The following is a 16,802-nucleotide window of genomic DNA, read 5'->3' as shown; positions in this document are numbered from 1 at the left end:
CGGTGTCGGGAGAGGTTGCCGGCGGTGCTGGTGCTCCGGCACCGGCTAATGTCCGGCGTGGAGGTGCCCGTGTTCACCGAAGCCTTTCCGATCGTGACGACACCTGACCTGCCACGACTCATCACGTTCTACCGGGACGTGGTCGGCTTCGAGCTGACCTATCGGTTCCCGGACGAGGGCGCCCCGGAGTTCGTCGCCCTCCGGTTGGGCAGCAGCGAGCTCGGCCTGGCCGCCGACCCGGAGGCTGGCGAGCCGGCCGACTCGCATCGCTGGGAGTTGTGCGTCTACGCCGACGACTGCGACGCAGCCGTGGGCGCGCTGCGTACGGGTGGGGCGACAGTCACCGAGGAGCCGGTCGACCAGCCGTGGGGTGAGCGGTCCGCGCGGGTCACCGACCCCGATGGCAACCGGTTGCTGGTGCTGGCCCGGCTGTAGCCGTCCGTTCCGGTGCGGTGCGCGGTCATCGTCTCCAGAACAGGAGGTGGGTGACTCCGCTGGGGCTGGGCACCGACTCGAGGTGGAAGCGATCGAGCAGTTCGTCGGGGCTGTCCCACAAACGCTCACCCCGTTCGAGGTCGACGGGCGCGACGGCGATGTGCATCGTGTCGACCAGGTCGGCCTCGAGGAACTCGCGGATGGTCGCGACCCCACCACCGAGGCGTACGTCCCGACCGGCGGCTGCCTGCCTGGCCTGGGCCAGCGCCTCGGTCGGGCTGGCGTCGCGGAAGTGGAACGTGGTGTCGGACAGGCTGAACGACGGACGTTCGTGGTGGGTGAGCACGAAGACCGGCGTGTGGAACGGCGGGTTGTCCCCCCACCATCCCTGCCAGTCGTGGTCCTCCCAGGGGCCACGTTGGGGGCCGAACTTGTTGCGACCCATGATCTCCGCGCCGATGTTGCACTCGGCGTCGCGGGTCAGGTAGTCGTCCAGGCCCCGGGTGCCACCCGGCTCGGTGCGATACACGAAGCTGGCGGTGGCGGCCCGCCAGGAGAACAGCGGCGTGGGGTCCGCGTGACCGAAGGGCCGTTCCAGGCTCTGCCCCTCGCCGGTCCCGAACCCGTCACGCGAAACGTTGAAGCACTGCACCCGCAACAGTTGCGGCATGGTGTCTCCTCCTTCCTTCGATGGGCCGTGGGTCAGTTCGCGGTCACCGTCGGGCCGCCTCCGCTGCCCCGGTCGTCGAGCACGAGCGGGGCGCGACCGCGCACCGCGTACCGGATGTGGGTCACCTGTGGGGTGGCAAGGACCCGGGTCGGCGTCAGCCCGACCCCTTCCCGGTCGCCCAGGTCGAGGTCCGCGTCGAAGAGCCGCAGGCCGGTGCCGAGCACGACAGGTACGACGTGCAGCTCCAACTCGTCGAGCAGGCCGGCCTTGAGCACCTGCCGTACCAGGCTGCCGCCCCCGGCCACGGCGACATCCTTGCCGCCGGCCACGGCGCGCGCCTGCTCGACGGCGCTGGCCACGCCTTCGGTGACGTAGGTGAAGCTGGTGCCTCCTCCCCTCAGCAGCGGCTGGCGGGGGCGGTGGGTGACGACGAAGACCGGTGCGCGAAACGGCGGCTCCGCACCCCAGGGGATCTCACCCCCGTCGGCCATCCGGCGTCCCATCACGTACGCGCCGGCCGCGCCGAACGACTCGGCGATCACCTCGGAGTTGGTGTCCTGCTCGCCACCGGCGAAGCCCTGCCGTTCGCGCCAGGCGGCGGCCTCGGTGGCCCATCGGGTGACCCGGAAGAACTTGGCGCTCTCCGCCGAGTCCATCCAGTCGCCGTTCCCGTCGAACTGTGGGCCGGCGTAGAAGCCGTCCACCGATACCGACAGCTGTGCGGTCACCTTCGTCATCGCGCCTGGTCCTCTCCTCGGGCGTCACCCCGTCCGGGTGCCGCTCCCGGAGGGGTCGGAGCGGATCGCGATGCCCCTACCGGAGGGAAGTGTGACCTGCGTCACTCGACGGCTCGGCCAGGTACCACGTTCCGGCGTGTTCCGGGTCGCGCGACCAACGCAGCCGGGGCTTCTCCTCCGGGCGCGGGCTCCAGTCCCGGTATGGCGCAAGGGCCACCCGCCAGGCGATCACCGTGAAGACGTAGATGCCCGGCCCGACCAGCCAGAGCAGGGCGTCACGTCGCCGGTAGGAGGCGTACGGCGCGAGCCATGCGGTCGCCGCCATCGGCACCGCGAGCGCGGCGAGGTCGGCCAGCGGCCCGCGGCCGAACCGGGACCCGATCAACTCGCGGAGAACGAGGGACGGAACGACCACCCCGACCAGCAACGCCACCGTGCGGATCATGCGGAGCCGGCGCGTCCGGCGATCCGGCGATACGCGGGCGGCAGGTGCTTCGGTGGACATCCCCGGAGAGTACGGGCTGGCCACAGCCGTGGATCTAGAACTTCCGGTCGGCGATCGCCGCGACGGCACGGTAGCCAAGGTCGAGCGACGGTGGTGCCCCGGACGTGGCCGTGATGCCAGGGGGTGGGCGTCCGGTCCGACTAGGGTGGCGATCATGCGGATTGGCATCGTGATCCTGCCGGACCAGCGGTGGGCGGAGTCGCAGCGTCGCTGGCGGCAGGTCGACGAGTGGGGCTTCGACCACGCCTGGACGTACGACCACCTGGGTTGGCGTGACCTGGTCGACGGCCCGTGGTTCGACTCGATGGCCACGCTGACCGCCGCCGCAACGGTGACCTCGCGGATTCGGCTCGGCACACTCGTGGCGTCGCCGAACTTCCGGCACCCGGCCGCGTTCGCCAGGCAGATCACCACGGTGGACGACGTGTCCGCCGGCCGGCTGCTGCTCGGTCTGGGCGCGGGCGGCATCGGCTTCGACTCGGCGGTGCTGGGCGGTGAGACGCTGCCGCCGCGTCAGCGGGTCGACAGGTTCGCCGAGTTCACCGAGTTGTTGGACCTGATCCTGCGGGAGGACGGCACCACCTGGCGTGGCGACTGGTTCGCCGCGGTGGATGCCCGCAACAACCCCGGCTGCGTGCAGCAGCCTCGGGTGCCGTTCGTGGTGGCTGCCAACGGGCCACGGTCGATGCGGTTGGTGGCCCGCTTCGGGCAGGGGTGGGTGACCACCGGCACCGGTGACGACAACGACCTGGCGGGTTGGTGGGCAAGCGTGTCGGCGCTGTCCGCGCGGATGGACCGGACCCTGGACGAGGCCGGCCGCGATCCGGCCAGCCTGGACCGCTACCTCTCGCTGGACGCGGCACCGGTCTTCTCACTCGGCAGCGCGCAGTTCTTCGCCGACCAGGTCGGCCGGGCCGCCGAGCTGGGCTTCACCGACGTGGTGACGCACTGGCCGCGCGCCAGCAGTTGGTACGCCGGTGACGAGGCCGTCCTGGTGGACGTGGCGACGCGGTTGCTGCCACAACTACGCGGCTGAGGCTGCCGCACCAGCCCGGCTGGAGGCCACCGCGTCAGGTGCCGAGGTCGCCGCTGGCCACACCGCCCTCGCCGCCGGAGACCAGCCGGAAGCGGAGGCAGACGATCGGGGTGTCGCCGTCGACAGGTGTGCCGAGCCGCGCCCAGTAGGCCGAGTGCCCGGCCCGCCACTCCTCGATCGAGCGGTCACCCTCGCCCTCGGCGCGGGCGAAGTCCCACGGCACGTCGGCGAAGCGGACCACCTCGACTCCGGTGACCTCCACGACGCCGGCCAGTGCGTTGTCGTCGACAAGGGCCAGGCGTTCGCCGACGTGCTCCAACTCCTCGCCCTCCGCCGCGTACTCGGCGAGCCGGCCGGCCGTCGCGGTCTTCACACCGGCCAGCACCAGGGTGTTGAGGGTTGCCCGCAACTCGCCGGGGGTGCCGAGGGCGAGGGCGCGCAGTTCACCTATCCGAGGCCACATCCTGCCGAGGCTAGGCCAGCACGGCCCGGTCCGCCGCCGCAATTCGCGTCGCCCCGCTCAGATCAGTTGGCCGGCGTAGCCGGGTGCGGTGAGGAGCCGGTCGTCGCCGCTGACGGCGTGGGCGTCGAGCACCGCGTCGGCCAGCTTCACCACGTGCTCGTCGCCGTGCCGGGCCGCGCGGGCGAAGACCTCCGCCGGGGTCGCGGGGGTCACTGTCGGTGGCGCGATGCCGTCCGTTGGGGCGTACACCGAGGTCATGGCCGCCGTCGCGGCCCAGGCCGCGGCGAAGCTCGGCGCCCACAACCCACGGTCCAGTGCCGGCAGGGTACGCAGCACGGCGGTCGGCGCGGTCACCGCGTGCACAAGCATGACCGGCTCGGCGTGCCCGAAGCGCAGGTAGTCCAGGCTGGCCCGGTACACGAGCGAGGTGAGCCCGCGCTCCGCCTCGGCCGGGTTCCGCGCGGGGCGCACCGTCGTGAGCGCCGGCTGCCATCGGGGTACGCCAGGCAGCCGGACCAACCGATCCCGGACGCCCCCGGTCTGGTCGTCGATCCGGGGCAGCCCGGCCAGCGCGGCGTCCACGTCGATGTCGTCAGTGCCTGGCAGGTCCGGATCGCCGGTGAGTAGCCGGTCAGCGCCGGGGACCGGCTGCCAGCGGGACGCCCAGTAGCCGAGGGCCTGGCTCAGCTCGGTGAGCCGCTGTCGGTTCTCGCCGTCCAGGTCGAGCGCGCGTACGGCGTGCCCGACCCGGATCACACCGTGTGTGGCACCGGCGGCGATGCCTGGCAGCAGCCGGGGCCACCAGGTGCCGAGCACCTCGCGCCACGGGCGTTCGCGCAGTTGCCTGTCGAAGTACGTCAGCCAGTCACCGGCCCGCTTCACATCGCCCAGCGCCGCCCGCCAGTCGTCGATGGGGTGCAGGCCCCGGGGCACCTCGTCGAGTCGGCCGAGGTAGCCGTCGAGCCAGCGGTGCACCCGTGACTGGTGCCCGTGTCGAACCAACGCCTCGACGGCCATCGGCCCGTGGTTGGACAGCCAGCCCTGGAATTCGGGGCCGGTGCGGTGCAGCCGCTCGTACGCCTCGTCGAGGATCCCGTCATTCATTCACCGATCGTCGATGTTCAACCTCGGTTGAAGTCAACCCGGTAGGTCCGTCGCTCTTATCAGGCCGGTGATCCGTAGGTCGACCGCGACGCCGGGCGGGCAGTCCACGGCCACCACGGCGGTGCCCAGCACCTCGGCGCCCCGGGCGGCGCAGATGTCGTAGAGCGCGCGAAGCTGCGCACCGGTCCGCACCCAGTCGTCCACCACCAGCACCCGGTCGGCGGGGCCGAGGTGCCGGTCCCGTACGGCGAGGTCGACCCGTCGGCCCCGGTAGTCAGGTGGGCTCTGCGCCCAGGTGAGCGGCCCGGCCGGCAGCCGCCCGTCCCCGGGTTTGTGGGCGGCCACGAAGCCGACCCCGAGGGCGGTGGCGGCCAACGGCCCGAGCAGTAGCCCGGTGACGGCCGGCGCGAGCACCACAGTGGGTCGGGCGGCACGGTACGGCGCCACCAGGGCCGGCCCCAGCTCGGCCAGCACCGCCGGGTCCCGCCACCAACCGGAGATGTCGCTGACCAGGTGACTGGTGCCCGGGCCGGGGTCGATCCACCGAAACAGGGTGGCCAGGCGTTCGGTCAGCTCAGCGGGCATCCGCTCATCCTGCGGCACGGACGGTGGGCGTGGCGGCACCTGGGCCACCCGGCCCACCCCGGGTCGGATGATCGGCTACACGTACCTGTGCAAATACGGGCATACCACCATGATCACGTTGACTTCGGAAGTGCTTCTCTCGTTACGGTCCGACCCGGTTTGTTCAGACGACGAAAGGACCGGGCCGGTGGCAGCCAAGCACTCCCGTACCCGCATCTTCTCCTCCCCGGCGGGCATCGTGGCCACCGCGGCGGTCGGCGTCGCCCTCGCGGTCGGGGGCACGGTCGGTGCCGTGCAGTTGGCGTCCGGCTCCGACCAGCCGGGGCAGACGGCTCTCGACCTCACCCCGACCACTGTCGCGAGCAGCCTCACCCCCAGCTCCCCGGCCCCGAGCGCCAGCGCCTCGCCGACCGCGACCGCCAGCCCGTCGGCGACCCGGTCGCAGGCCGCGTCCCGGGGCAAGGAGCGCACCGCGTCGCCGAAGCCGAAGCCGAAGCCGACCGCCAAGAAGACGACTGCCGCGGCGAAGGTGCTGGAGAGCGGCTCGTGCGGCGCCTCGTTCTACTCCGACGGACAGCTGACCGCCAACGGCGAGTCGTTCAACCCCGGCGCGCTGACCGCCGCGCACAAGACACTGCCGTTCAACACCAAGGTCCGGGTGACCAACCCGGCCAACGGCAAGTCGGTGACGGTGCGGATCAACGACCGCGGCCCGTTCATCGAAGGCCGCTGCCTCGACCTCTCCCGGGCCGCCTTCGCCACCATCGCCTCGGTCGACGTGGGTGCGCTCACCGTCCGCTACGAGGTCCTCGGCTGACCGGGACTGGCGACGCCGATTCGGCCGGCCGACTGGGCCGGCCGGACAGAACCTCCTCGGACGACGGGTCAGGTTCATTCACCGGTTCACGTGGATCAGGCAAACTGTCAGTCGTACCCACGCGACTCCTCCAGTCGGGCCGTCGCCCGCTGAGCCCCGGATCCCGCGCCGGCCTCGGCGCGGCCCTCGGTCTGCTCGCGATCGTGTCGGCGGTGGAGGCGGCGGACGGCCGCAAGGTGCACTACGTCGCGCTCTTGGTGGCCGCGCCGATTCTCGCCGCCGCCCTGGCGTCCTGGCTGGTCGTCCTGGGGGTGGGCGTCGCGGCGACACTGATCGGTGCCGGCTTCGCGCTGATCGCGCCGAAGGCCTCGTTGGTCACCTCGGTCAACGTTGTCGCGGTCGCGCTCGCCACCGGGTTGGCCGTGGCGGTGGCGTGGGTTCGGCAGCGGCAGGCCGAGCGGATCGTCGAGCTGACCAAGCTCGCCTCGGTGGCCCAGCAGGCGGTGTTGCGCCCGCTCGGGCCGCAGGTCGGCACGCTCTCGGTCGCGGGACGCTACATCTCCTCCACGGCGACGGCCGAGATCGGCGGCGACCTGTACGAGGCGATCGACACCCCCTACGGCGTGCGGATGATCATCGGTGACGTGCGCGGCAAGGGGCTGGACGCGGTCCGGCTGGCCAGCATCGTCCTCGGTTCCTACCGACACGTGGCGTACGAGCGGGCCGACCTGCGGGCCGTCGTCGCCGACCTGGACCGCGCGGTGGCCCGCAACGTCGGCGACGAGGACTTCGTCACGGCGGCACTTGTCGAGGAGCGTGGCGGCACCCTCACGATCGTCAACTGCGGGCATCCGCCGCCGCTGCTGCTGCGCCGAGGTGCGGTGATCCCGCTGGAACCGCCGGCCCCGGCGCCTCCGCTCGGGTTCATGCCTGTGGTCCGGCCCCGGGTCGAACGCCTGGAGCCCGGGGACCGGCTGCTGTTGTTCACCGACGGCCTCGGCGAGGCGCGGCGCGACGGCGAGTTCTTCCCCACCGCCGACCGGGCCTGGCGACTGCTCGGCCACGGCACCGTCGCCGACGGGCTGGCGTCGCTGGAGACCGCCCTGGTCGAGTGGGTCCACGGTCGGCTCGACGACGACATCGCGCTGGTCCTCATGGAGTACGTCGGTGCTCGTACCGGCGCGGCCGTGGCCGTCCCGAGCTGGGAGGTCGGTGCCGCCGAGAGCTGAGCGGCCGAACGCGCCGGCAGATGTGTAATTGCCGTCACTTGGGTGATCCGCTTGTCGCTGCCTACCCGCGAGTAATACAGTCGGGGTTACTGATCGGTAACACCTGTCCGGAAGCGGGGCCAGCGAGCATGACCCACTACAAGAGCAACCTCCGGGATCTCGAGTTCAACCTCTTCGAGGTCTTCGGGGCGGACCGGGCGTTCGGCCAGGAGCCGTACTCGGATCTCGACACCGACACCGCCCGCAGCTTCCTCGCTGAGGTCGACCGCCTCGCCCGCGAGGATCTGGCCGCCAGTTACACGGACAGTGACCGCAATCCGCCGGTCTTCGACCCGGCGACGCACACCGCGCCGCTGCCGGAGTCGTTCAAGAAGTCCTACCAGGCATTCATGGACTCCGAGTTCTGGCGCCTGGACCTGCCGCCGGCGCTGGGCGGCACCAACGCGCCGCGCGCCCTGTGGTGGGCGCTCGCCGAGCTGGTGCTCGGCTCGAACGCGCCGGTCTGGATGTACGCCTCCGGCCCGTCCTTCGCGCACGTGCTGCACGTCGAGGGCAACGAGCGGCAGAAGAAGTGGGCCAAGCTCTTCATCGACAAGCAGTGGGGCTCCACGATGGTGCTCACCGAGCCGGATGCCGGCTCGGACGTGGGCGCGGGCCGCACCCGGGCGATCCAGCAGCCCGACGGCACCTGGCACATCGAGGGCGTGAAGCGCTTCATCACCTCGGGTGAGCACGACCTGAGCGACAACATCGTGCACTACGTGCTGGCCCGTCCGGTCGGTGTGGAGGGTGCCGGTGGCCCCGGCACCAAGGGCCTGTCGCTCTTCGTGGTGCCGAAGTTCCACTTCGACGAGACCACCGGCGAGTTGGGCGAGCGCAACGGCGTCTACGCCACGAACGTCGAGCACAAGATGGGCCTGAAGGTCTCCAACACCTGCGAGGTGACCTTCGGCGAGCACGGCGTACCGGCCAAGGGTTGGCTGCTGGGCGACCGGCACGACGGCATCCGGCAGATGTTCATGATCATCGAGTACGCCCGGATGATGGTCGGCACCAAGGCCATCGCCACCCTCTCCACCGGCTACCTCAACGCCCTCGAGTACGCGAAGAACCGGGTGCAGGGCGCCGACCTGATCCAGCAGGCCGACAAGACCGCCCCCCGGGTCACCATCACCCACCACCCGGACGTACGCCGCTCGCTGCTGCTGCAGAAGTCGTACGCCGAGGGTCTTCGCGCCCTGGTCCTCTACACCGCCACCTGGCAGGACAAGGTCGCGCTGGCCGAGGCTGCCGGCGACGAGAAGGCCACCAAGCTGGCCAAGCGGGTCAACGACCTGCTGCTGCCGCTGGTCAAGGGCGTCGGTTCGGAGCGGGCGTACGAGTTGCTCGGGCACGAGGCCCTGCAGACCTACGGCGGCTCCGGGTTCCTCCAGGACTACCCGCTGGAGCAGTACGTCCGCGACGCCAAGATCGACACCCTGTACGAGGGCACCACCGCCATCCAGAGCCTCGACCTGATCTTCCGCAAGATCGTTCGGGACAACGGCAAGGCGCTGCTCGCGGTCTCCGGCGAGATTCAGGAGTTCATCTCCTCCGAGGCGGGCAACGGCCAGCTCAAGGAGGAGCGGCAGGCGCTCGGCAAGGCGCTGGCCGAGATCCAGAACATCCTCGGCGTGCTCACCGGCTGGCTGGGCGAGGCGCAGGGCGGCGACACCCGCGCCCTCTACAAGGTCGGGCTGAGCAGCCGCCGGTTCCTGCTGGCGATCGGCGACCTGGTGGTCGGCTGGCTGCTCCAGCGGCAGGCCGACGTGGCACTGACGGCGCTGGCCGGTGAGGTCTCCGCCAGCGACAAGGCGTTCTACACAGGCAAGGTGGCCGCTGCCCGGTTCTTCGCCCGTGAGGTGCTGCCCCGCATCGGCGCCGACCGCCGGATCATCGAGGGCGCCGACCTCGACATCATGGACCTCCCGGAAGAGGCCTTCTAGGTCCTGTTTCATGAGGGCGGTCGAGCCGAGGCGGAGTCCGGGCGGCGATCCGGCAAGGCGCGGTTTCGTCCGGATACCGGTGTTGTATCCGAACGAAACCGCAACGCCGCCGGTCGTCGTCCGGGCCCGCCGCAGGCCGGCCAGTTCCTGTGAAACAGGACCTCGGTCCTGTGCTGGGTCGCACCACCCGGCACCGGCGGCCGGCGGGGCATGTCTGCCCCGTCGGCCGTCGCCGTCTCATCCCGGCGGCGGGCAGGTATTCGCCGAGCCCGGCCGGGTATGCCGGTGCCGTGGCGGGTAACCGTCGCCTGACCTGGAAAGGGAACGCCCAGAGCCACCGCACGGGGGAGTGCAGCGCACATGGGTGTAGGAAGCGGTATTTTTCTCATCGCGATCGGCGCGATTCTGACCTTCGCGCTGAGAGCCAACGTCTGGTGGATCGACGTACGCGCGGTCGGTTGGGTGTTCATCCTGGCCGGGCTGGCCGTACTGCTGACCACTGTCTGGTTCTGGCAGGACCGCCGCAAGCGGGCCCGAACCCTCATCGTGGAGGAGAACCGGCTGTCTCATCCGACGGCGATGATGCCGCCGCCGCCGGACCCGCCGCCGCCAACCGCGCCGCCGTCCTGATCCCCGGACGCCGGGACGCGTACCCCTGAGCCACCTGCCGATCGACGGCGGGTGGCTCAGTCGCGAGCGGTGTGCCGGGCCGTGAGCGGCGCTCCCGCCCTGCTCAACTCGGCCCAGCCGAGCGGGCAGCGGTGCACCGCCAGCTCGGCGGTGCGCAACCCCTCCTCGTCGACGCCGTCAGGATCGAGGAGCGCGGAGAGCAGCGATATGCCGGGATTGTGGGCGATGAGCAGCGCCGTGCGGGCCGCCGGATCCACCGTGCGAACCAACGACAACAACTCCTCGGGGTGCGCGTCGTACGCGCCCGGCTCATAACGGACGGTCGGGCGAGGACCGGTCGGGCCGCCCTCCGGCGGCGAACCGGTCATCCCCATCGCCACCCCGTGCCAGGTCTGCCGGGTACGGCGAGCCGTCGAGCAGATCACCACGTCGGGCAGCAGCCCGTGGTGCGCCAACCAGGCCCCGGCCGCAGCCGCGTCGGCGTTCCCGCGTGCGCTGAGCGGCCGCTCGGCGTCGTCCGCCGCGTCGCTGCCCTGTTCGGCCTTCGCGTGCCGCAGCAACACCAGTGTCCGTGTGTCCGGGTCGGCGTCCGTCATGTCCCCAGCTTGCCCGATTGGCGATCTCCGTGCCGGGGTAAGTCGATGGATGCCGCACCCCTACCGACGGCCGCGGCGCGACGTACGCCAGGTTAGAGCCGAGGAGCGAGACATGGGCATTGGTGGCAGCATCTTCTTGATCGCGTTAGGCGCGATCTTCGCGTTCGCAGTGGAAGCCGACCTGGGCTGGCTGGACCTGGCCGTCGTCGGCTGGGTGCTGATGCTCGCCGGCGTCGCCGGCCTGCTCGCCACCCTCTACTTCTGGAGCAGCCGCCGCCGCACGGTGGTCGCCGCACCGGTACGCGAGGATCGCGTGGTGGCCGACCGGGTCGTGCCGGTCCAGGACGACCAGGTCATGCGGGAGTACCGCGAGGTGCGTCGGCCGGGCCGACCGGTCTGATCCTCGCTCACGCACTCCGGGGTCCCGCAGCGTCGCGGGACCCCGGCTCGCGTTCCGCCCCGCCTCGTGCGTGCCCGCCCGAGGGCCGCCACCCCGCCAAGATCCGCGCATGTTCAGGGAAGTTGCTGTCTGAGGGCGCGTTGGAGCAGCAGTTTCCCCGAAGTTGCGCAGGTCTTGGGTTGCGGCCCGTTCCCGGAGCGCGGTGATCGGCCGGAGACCATGCTCAAGCGCGGACGGCTGTTCGCCAACCGGCACCAGGCACCACCTCGCCGATCATGGAGTTGTGGTGGGCAACAAAAGGCCCGCGAATGGCCAAAACGGGCACCACAACTCCATGATCGGCGGGATCTGGACTCGCCCTGTTCGGCGATCTTGCAACTCTGTTGCGACGCGACAGGGATTCCGGCCGTATCGACGGAAACTGCAAGATCGGCGCGGGCTGTTGGGTCAGGCGAACAGCGCGAAGTAGATCGCGATGTGGTGACAGAGCGCCGCCAGCAGCGTGCAGGAGTGGAAGAACTCGTGGTGGCCGAAGACGGTCGGCCACGGATTGGGTCGGCGCAACGCGTAGAAGACCGCGCCGACGCTGTAGATCGCGCCGCCGATGATCAGCAGCACCAGCGCCGCGACGCCGCCCCCGTGCAGGATCTCCGGCAGCATGGCCACCGCCACCCAGCCCAGCGCCAGGTAGAGCGGCGCGGACACCCAGCGCGGCGCGTGCAGCCACACCACCTTGACCGCCACGCCGGCCAGCGCGCCGCCCCAGACCAGGGCCAGCATCACTGTGGCCGGCCGGGGCGCGAGCAGCATCGCGCAGAGCGGTGTGTACGTGCCGGCGATGAACACGAAGATCATCGAGTGGTCCATCCGGCGCATCACCTGGTAGCCGCGCTCCGACCACACTCGACGGTGGTACAGGGCGCTCGTGCCGAAGAGCCCGCAGACCGTCAGACTGTAGATGAGGCAGCTCACCAGGGGTGCCCACCCCGGTCGGGTGGCGGCGATCGAGCAGAGCACGATGCCGCAGACCAGGGCGACGAAGAAGGCGTACGTGTGTAGCCAGCCGCGCATCCGGGGTTTGCCGATGTCGACCGGCTTCAGGCGAAGCGGGGCGGAGGTGGTCACCCAGTCAGGTTACGACACCGTAGGTTACTTGGAAGTAGTGGCGTTGGTGACACCCGGCACCATCATCGTGAACACCGGTTCGGCACGACATCGGCGAAGATGAGCCGATGCGGATCCGACCCGTCGGGGCGCACGCCCTGCTACTCGACTGCACCGCCCCCGCCGACACCCCCGAGGCCGCGCTTGTCGAAGCGTGGCGGTCCGAGCTGTGGCGGCGCCGGGAGCGAGGCGACCTGATCGCCGTCGAGATCGTGCCGGCGGCCCGGACCGTGCTGCTCGACGGCCTGCCCGACCCGACCACCACGGCCCAGCAGCTGATCCGCTGGGCGTCCGACGTCGCCGCCGCGACCACCCGCCCAGCTGACCAGCGCGATGCGCAGGGTGCCGGTCCCGACCGGGCCAAGGCCGAAGCCACCGCCGATGCCCAAACCCGAGCCGAGGACCACGCAGCCCGAGCCGAGGACCACGCAGCCAGTGCCGAAGACGACGACGCGGCGGACGTGGTCGTACCGGTCTCGTTCGACGGGCCGGACCTGCCGGCGGTGGCGGAGCACTGGGGGGTGGACGTGTCGGCGGTACGGCAGCGGTTGACCACCACCCGGTTCCGGGTCGCGTTCTGCGGCTTCGCCCCCGGGTTTCCGTACCTGACCGGGCTGCCCGCCGAGTTGGCGCTGCCCCGGCTGGCCACGCCCCGTCCCCGGGTGCCGGCCGGCTCGGTGGCGCTGGCCGGCCCGTACGCCGGCATCTATCCGGGCGCGTCGCCGGGCGGGTGGCAGTTGGTCGGTCGGACCGACCTGGTGCTGTTCGACGTGGAGGCCGACCCGCCGGCCCGACTCGGGCCGGGCACCACCGTCCGGATGGTGGCGGCGTGACCCACCCGGCCAGCATCGAGGTGCTCCGCGCCGGCGCGCTCACCACAGTTCAGGATCTGGGCCGGCCCGGCTGGGCGCACCTGGGCGTACCCCGATCCGGCGCCCTCGACCCGGCCGCCCTGCGGCTGGCCAACCGGTTGGTCGGCAATCCGGAGCACGCGGCCGGCCTGGAGATCACCCTGACCGGCTGCACCCTGCGGCTGACCCGGGCCACCACTGTGGCGGTCACCGGCGCCGAGGTCCCGGTCCAGGCGGGCGTTCGGCCGGGCGACACCGGGCGCCCGCTGAGCGTGCCGGCCGGGACGGTGCTGCGGATCGGTCCCGCCCGACGGGGCGTACGGAGTTGGCTGGCTGTGGCGGGCGGCATCGACGTGCCACAGGTGCTCGGTAGCCGGTCCACCGACACCCTCGCCGGGCTCGGCCCACCTCCGCTGCGGGACGGTGATCTGCTGCCGCTCGGCGAGCCTGCCGACGCACCCGCACCGGTGGACCTGACCGTGAGCACAACGCCGCCCGAGGAGCTACATCTGCTGCTGGGCCCCGGTCCGCGCGAGGACTGGTTCACGCCTACCGCGTTCGACAGGCTCTTCGGCAGCGCGTACACCATCAGCCCGGTCAGCAACCGGGTCGGCGCGCGGCTCGCCGGCGCGGCCCTGCCCCGCGCGGTCGCCGGCGAACTTCCCAGCGAGGGCATCGTGCTCGGCGCGGTGCAGGTGCCGGCGGACGGACAACCCCTGATCTTCCTCGCGGACCATCCGACCACCGGCGGATACCCAGTCATCGGGGTGGTCACCGACGTGACAGCGCTCGCGCAGGCCCGGCCAGGGACTACCGTCAGATTCCATGGACCTCAACGCTGACCTGGGCGAGGGATTCGGCATCTGGCGACTCGGCGACGACGAGGCGCTGCTGAGCCTCGTCACCTCCGCAAACGTCGCCTGCGGCTTCCACGGCGGCGACCCGTCCACCATGCGGCGGGTGTGCGAGGGCGCCGCGCGACGCGGGGTCGCGGTGGGCGCGCAGGTCGGCTACCGGGACCTGGCCGGCTTCGGCCGGCGGCACATCGCGTACGACTTCGCCGAGCTACGCGACGAGGTGACCTACCAGTTGGGGGCGCTTGACGCGTTCTGCCGACTGTTCCGCACCCGGGTCCGCTACCTCAAGCCGCACGGCGCGCTCTACCACGCGGCCAGCACCGACGAGTCCCAGGCAGCGGCGGTGGTCGCCGCGGTAAGCGGGTACGACCCCGAGCTGCCCGTGCTCTGCCTGCCCGGCTCGACGCTCGCCCAACTCGCCGTCGGCGCGGGCCTGCCGGTGGTCGCCGAGGCCTTCGCCGACCGCGCCTACCTGCCCAACGGGGCGCTGGTGCCGCGCGGCACCCCCGGCGCGGTGATCACCGACCCGGAGCAGATCGCCGAACGGGCGGCGCGGATGGCCACCGAACGCAGCGTGGTGGCGGTCGACGGCACCGTCATTCCCTGCTCGGTCGACTCGATCTGCGTACACGGCGACACGCCGGGCGCGGTCTCCGCCGCCGAACTCGTCCGCGCCACCCTGATCGACGCCGACATCACCCTCGCCCCGTTCGCCTGACCGGAGGGGCCCAGCCGGCCCCCTCCGACCAGGTCAGGCGTCCAGGCCGCGAAGCACCAGCGGCAGCCGGGTCACGGCCCCGTCGACGACCCGGACCGGTACGCCCCAATCCTGCCGGGTGAGGTGGCACGCCGCGTGCTCGACGTCCGCGTCACACGTCGCCGCCTGAGCGGTCACCTGCAGCACCCCTGCGGTGACCTCGCCGTTGAGCACCAACCGGCGGGACAGCTCGGTGCCCGTGCCGGCACCGTCCACCAGCAGTTCCGGCGGGGACGCGGAGACCACCAACCGGGTCGACGGCCCGTACGTCTCGTCCAGCTTCTGCCCCGGCGCCGGGGTGAAGACGATGTCCAGGGTGACCTCGCCGGCCGCCACGTCGGTCGGCTTGCGCTCGGTGCGGTGTCGAGGTCCGTCCACCGTGCTGGCACCCGCCGCCGACAGGGCGCCCGGCGCGAGCCGGGTCAACCGGTGCGCGGCGGACTCCACCACCAACACCTCACCGGACGGGGTGAGCACCAGGTCGCTCGGCTCCGCCAACCCGTCGGCGACTGTGGAGACCTGGTTGCTGGCCGGGTCGAAGCGGCGCACCGCGCCGTTGTACGTGTCCGCGATCAGCACCGAACCGTCCGGCAACGCGCACACACCCAACGGGTGCTGCAGCAGCGCCGACTCCGCCGGACCGTCCACGTGCCCGAAGTCGAACAGGCCCTGCCCGACGGCGGTGCCCAGCACCCCGTTCTCGACGTACCGCACCGAACTGGTCTCGCTGTCGGCCACCCAGAGCCGGGTGCCGTCGGCAGAGACGGAGAGCCCCGACGGCTGCGCCATCCACGCCTCGGCCAGCGGGCCGTCCCGCAGCGCCTCCACGGTGGTGCCGGCGTACATGCCGGCGGTCCGCTTGATCGGGTCGAACCACCAGAGCTGGTGGATACCCGCCATCGCGATGATCAGTTTGTCGTCGTACCAGGCCAGGTCCCACGGGGAGGAGAGGTCGACGGCGAACGCGTCGTGGGCGTGGTCGTCGACCTCGGCACGCCACTGCCGCCCACTGCCGGCCACGGTGACCACCTCGCCGGACTCCAGCCGTACGCCGCGCAGCAGGTGGTTGACCGTGTCGGCAACCACCAGGTCGTAACCGGCCACCTCGGCGACATGTGTCGGCAGCAGGCACACCCCCTGCGGCTCGGAGAAAGTCGCTGCCGCGGCCGGCCCGTCCACCCGGCCCCGCTCACCCGAGCCGATCCGACGTACCGGCGTCTCGCCGTCCGGGTCGACCTCGACCAGGGAGTGTCGGGCCGAGTCGGACACCAGCAGGTTGCCGTTCGGCAGCGACACCGCCTTACCCGGGAAGCGCAGCGCCGTCTCCGGTGCCGGCGGTGGGACGTACGGGCCGTCCCCCCGGTGCAGGGTGCCCTTGGCCTCATGGGTGGCGATCAGCTCGTCGACCAGTCGGGCCAGCCCTTCGGCGTGCCCCTCGCCGGCCATGGTGGCCACCACGTAACCCTCGGGATCGATCACCGACAGGGTCGGCCAGGCCCGGGCCGCGTACTGCTGCCACATGTCCATCTCGGGATCATCGAGTACGGGGTGGTGCACCCCGTACCGCTCCACGGCGGCGGCGAGCGCGTCGGCGTCCTTCTCGTGCTCGAACTTGGGCGAGTGCACGCCGATCACGACGAGCACGTCGCCGTACTTCTCCTCCAGCGGGCGTAGCTCATCGAGCACGTGCAGGCAGTTGATGCAGCAGAACGTCCAGAAATCTAAGATGACGCAACGACCTCGAAGGTCCTGCAATGTCAGGTTTTGTCCACCTGTATTAAGCCACTGCCGGCCCCGTAGTTCGGGCGCACGTACACGCGCTGTCGTTGCCATGCCTGTCAGCCTGCCACGCCCCGTGGGCCCAGCCGCCGTGACCCGTACGACAAGCGTCCTGCGGTCGGCGATTCCTGGGCGGCGGCGACCTACCTCGCGAGTCAGTTCGTGAACGCCGTGAACGACCTCCCGGCGGTGCCGGTGGTCG

General features: G+C 71.4%; 19 protein-coding genes. 10 read left to right on the top strand and 9 right to left on the bottom strand.

The features are described 5' to 3' along the window. Positions 1-69: 69 nt before the first annotated feature. Complete coding sequence (locus ACLQ3B_RS10070; RefSeq protein WP_425779374.1) at positions 70-435, top strand: VOC family protein; 366 nt, start codon at positions 70-72, stop codon at positions 433-435. Positions 436-460: 25 nt separating this feature from the next. Here ACLQ3B_RS10070 and ACLQ3B_RS10065 read toward each other — a convergent pair whose 3' ends face one another. From ACLQ3B_RS10065 to ACLQ3B_RS10055, 3 genes are all read right to left on the bottom strand, one after another. Next, a complete protein-coding gene (locus tag ACLQ3B_RS10065; RefSeq protein WP_425779372.1) occupies positions 461-1,105 on the bottom strand; it encodes a dihydrofolate reductase family protein in 645 nt (214 codons plus the stop codon). A gap of 32 nt (positions 1,106-1,137) precedes the next feature. Next, positions 1,138-1,842 (bottom strand): dihydrofolate reductase family protein, encoded by a 705-nt coding sequence (locus ACLQ3B_RS10060; RefSeq protein WP_425779370.1) that lies wholly within the window; start codon positions 1,840-1,842, stop codon positions 1,138-1,140. A gap of 76 nt (positions 1,843-1,918) precedes the next feature. Next, positions 1,919-2,347, bottom strand: a complete 429-nt coding sequence (locus tag ACLQ3B_RS10055; RefSeq protein WP_425779368.1) for a hypothetical protein — start codon at positions 2,345-2,347, stop codon at positions 1,919-1,921. 154 nt (positions 2,348-2,501) lie between these two features. Here ACLQ3B_RS10055 and ACLQ3B_RS10050 point away from each other — a divergent pair, with 154 nt between their 5' ends. Next, on the top strand, positions 2,502-3,383 hold the full coding sequence (locus tag ACLQ3B_RS10050) for an LLM class flavin-dependent oxidoreductase (RefSeq protein ID WP_425779366.1): 882 nt from the start codon (positions 2,502-2,504) through the stop codon (positions 3,381-3,383). A gap of 34 nt (positions 3,384-3,417) precedes the next feature. Here ACLQ3B_RS10050 and ACLQ3B_RS10045 read toward each other — a convergent pair whose 3' ends face one another. The 3 genes from ACLQ3B_RS10045 to ACLQ3B_RS10035 are packed head-to-tail and all read right to left on the bottom strand — an operon-like array spanning position 3,418 to position 5,535. Next, positions 3,418-3,846, bottom strand: coding sequence for an ASCH domain-containing protein (locus tag ACLQ3B_RS10045; protein WP_425779364.1), 429 nt, complete (start codon positions 3,844-3,846; stop codon positions 3,418-3,420). Positions 3,847-3,903: 57 nt separating this feature from the next. Then, positions 3,904-4,950, bottom strand: a complete 1,047-nt coding sequence (locus ACLQ3B_RS10040) for a questin oxidase family protein (protein ID WP_425779363.1) — start codon at positions 4,948-4,950, stop codon at positions 3,904-3,906. A 33-nt stretch (positions 4,951-4,983) separates the two neighbouring features. Next, positions 4,984-5,535, bottom strand: coding sequence for a phosphoribosyltransferase family protein (locus ACLQ3B_RS10035; protein WP_425779362.1), 552 nt, complete (start codon positions 5,533-5,535; stop codon positions 4,984-4,986). Between the two features lie 187 nt (positions 5,536-5,722). Between ACLQ3B_RS10035 and ACLQ3B_RS10030 the strand changes: the two genes are divergently transcribed. The 4 genes from ACLQ3B_RS10030 (at position 5,723) to ACLQ3B_RS10015 (ending at position 10,196) form a co-directional block, all read left to right on the top strand. Further along, entirely contained in the window at positions 5,723-6,352 is a 630-nt protein-coding gene (locus ACLQ3B_RS10030; protein ID WP_425779360.1) for a septal ring lytic transglycosylase RlpA family protein, read from the top strand. Positions 6,353-6,456: 104 nt separating this feature from the next. Continuing rightward, entirely contained in the window at positions 6,457-7,581 is a 1,125-nt protein-coding gene (locus ACLQ3B_RS10025) for a PP2C family protein-serine/threonine phosphatase (RefSeq protein ID WP_425779877.1), read from the top strand. Positions 7,582-7,709: 128 nt separating this feature from the next. Beyond that, complete coding sequence (locus tag ACLQ3B_RS10020; protein WP_425779358.1) at positions 7,710-9,566, top strand: acyl-CoA dehydrogenase; 1,857 nt, start codon at positions 7,710-7,712, stop codon at positions 9,564-9,566. Between the two features lie 360 nt (positions 9,567-9,926). Further along, positions 9,927-10,196, top strand: a complete 270-nt coding sequence (locus ACLQ3B_RS10015; protein WP_030487564.1) for a DUF6458 family protein — start codon at positions 9,927-9,929, stop codon at positions 10,194-10,196. Between the two features lie 56 nt (positions 10,197-10,252). On the opposite strand, the gene ACLQ3B_RS10010 is transcribed toward ACLQ3B_RS10015, so the two are convergent. Continuing rightward, complete coding sequence (locus ACLQ3B_RS10010) at positions 10,253-10,792, bottom strand: SixA phosphatase family protein (protein ID WP_425779356.1); 540 nt, start codon at positions 10,790-10,792, stop codon at positions 10,253-10,255. A 112-nt stretch (positions 10,793-10,904) separates the two neighbouring features. Between ACLQ3B_RS10010 and ACLQ3B_RS10005 the strand changes: the two genes are divergently transcribed. Further along, a complete protein-coding gene (locus ACLQ3B_RS10005; protein ID WP_425779354.1) occupies positions 10,905-11,192 on the top strand; it encodes a DUF6458 family protein in 288 nt (95 codons plus the stop codon). 447 nt (positions 11,193-11,639) lie between these two features. Here ACLQ3B_RS10005 and trhA read toward each other — a convergent pair whose 3' ends face one another. Next, a complete protein-coding gene (trhA, locus tag ACLQ3B_RS10000) occupies positions 11,640-12,317 on the bottom strand; it encodes a PAQR family membrane homeostasis protein TrhA (protein ID WP_425779352.1) in 678 nt (225 codons plus the stop codon). 107 nt (positions 12,318-12,424) lie between these two features. On the opposite strand from trhA, the gene ACLQ3B_RS09995 reads away from it, so the two are divergent. Genes ACLQ3B_RS09995 through ACLQ3B_RS09985 form a run of 3 tightly spaced genes read left to right on the top strand, consistent with a single transcriptional unit; the run spans position 12,425 to position 14,782 of the window. Continuing rightward, entirely contained in the window at positions 12,425-13,189 is a 765-nt protein-coding gene (locus ACLQ3B_RS09995) for a 5-oxoprolinase subunit B family protein (RefSeq protein WP_425779350.1), read from the top strand. Then, positions 13,087-14,049 carry a biotin-dependent carboxyltransferase family protein gene (locus ACLQ3B_RS09990; RefSeq protein ID WP_425779348.1) on the top strand — a complete coding sequence of 321 codons (963 nt, stop codon included), beginning with the start codon at positions 13,087-13,089 and terminating at the stop codon, positions 14,047-14,049. Before ACLQ3B_RS09995 ends, ACLQ3B_RS09990 begins: the two co-directional genes overlap by 103 nt. Next, on the top strand, positions 14,033-14,782 hold the full coding sequence (locus ACLQ3B_RS09985; protein ID WP_238685227.1) for a LamB/YcsF family protein: 750 nt from the start codon (positions 14,033-14,035) through the stop codon (positions 14,780-14,782). Before ACLQ3B_RS09990 ends, ACLQ3B_RS09985 begins: the two co-directional genes overlap by 17 nt. 33 nt (positions 14,783-14,815) lie before the next feature. On the opposite strand, the gene ACLQ3B_RS09980 is transcribed toward ACLQ3B_RS09985, so the two are convergent. Further along, positions 14,816-16,654, bottom strand: coding sequence for an NHL domain-containing thioredoxin family protein (locus ACLQ3B_RS09980; RefSeq protein WP_425779347.1), 1,839 nt, complete (start codon positions 16,652-16,654; stop codon positions 14,816-14,818). Positions 16,655-16,802: the final 148 nt, after the last annotated feature.

The sequence above is a fragment of the Micromonospora sp. DT53 genome, from assembly GCF_049841535.1.
In the GTDB taxonomy this organism is placed as follows: Bacteria; Actinomycetota; Actinomycetes; order Mycobacteriales; family Micromonosporaceae; genus Micromonospora.
Note: the sequence above shows the minus strand (reverse complement) of the source record. Positions and strands in the feature narration are given on the sequence as shown.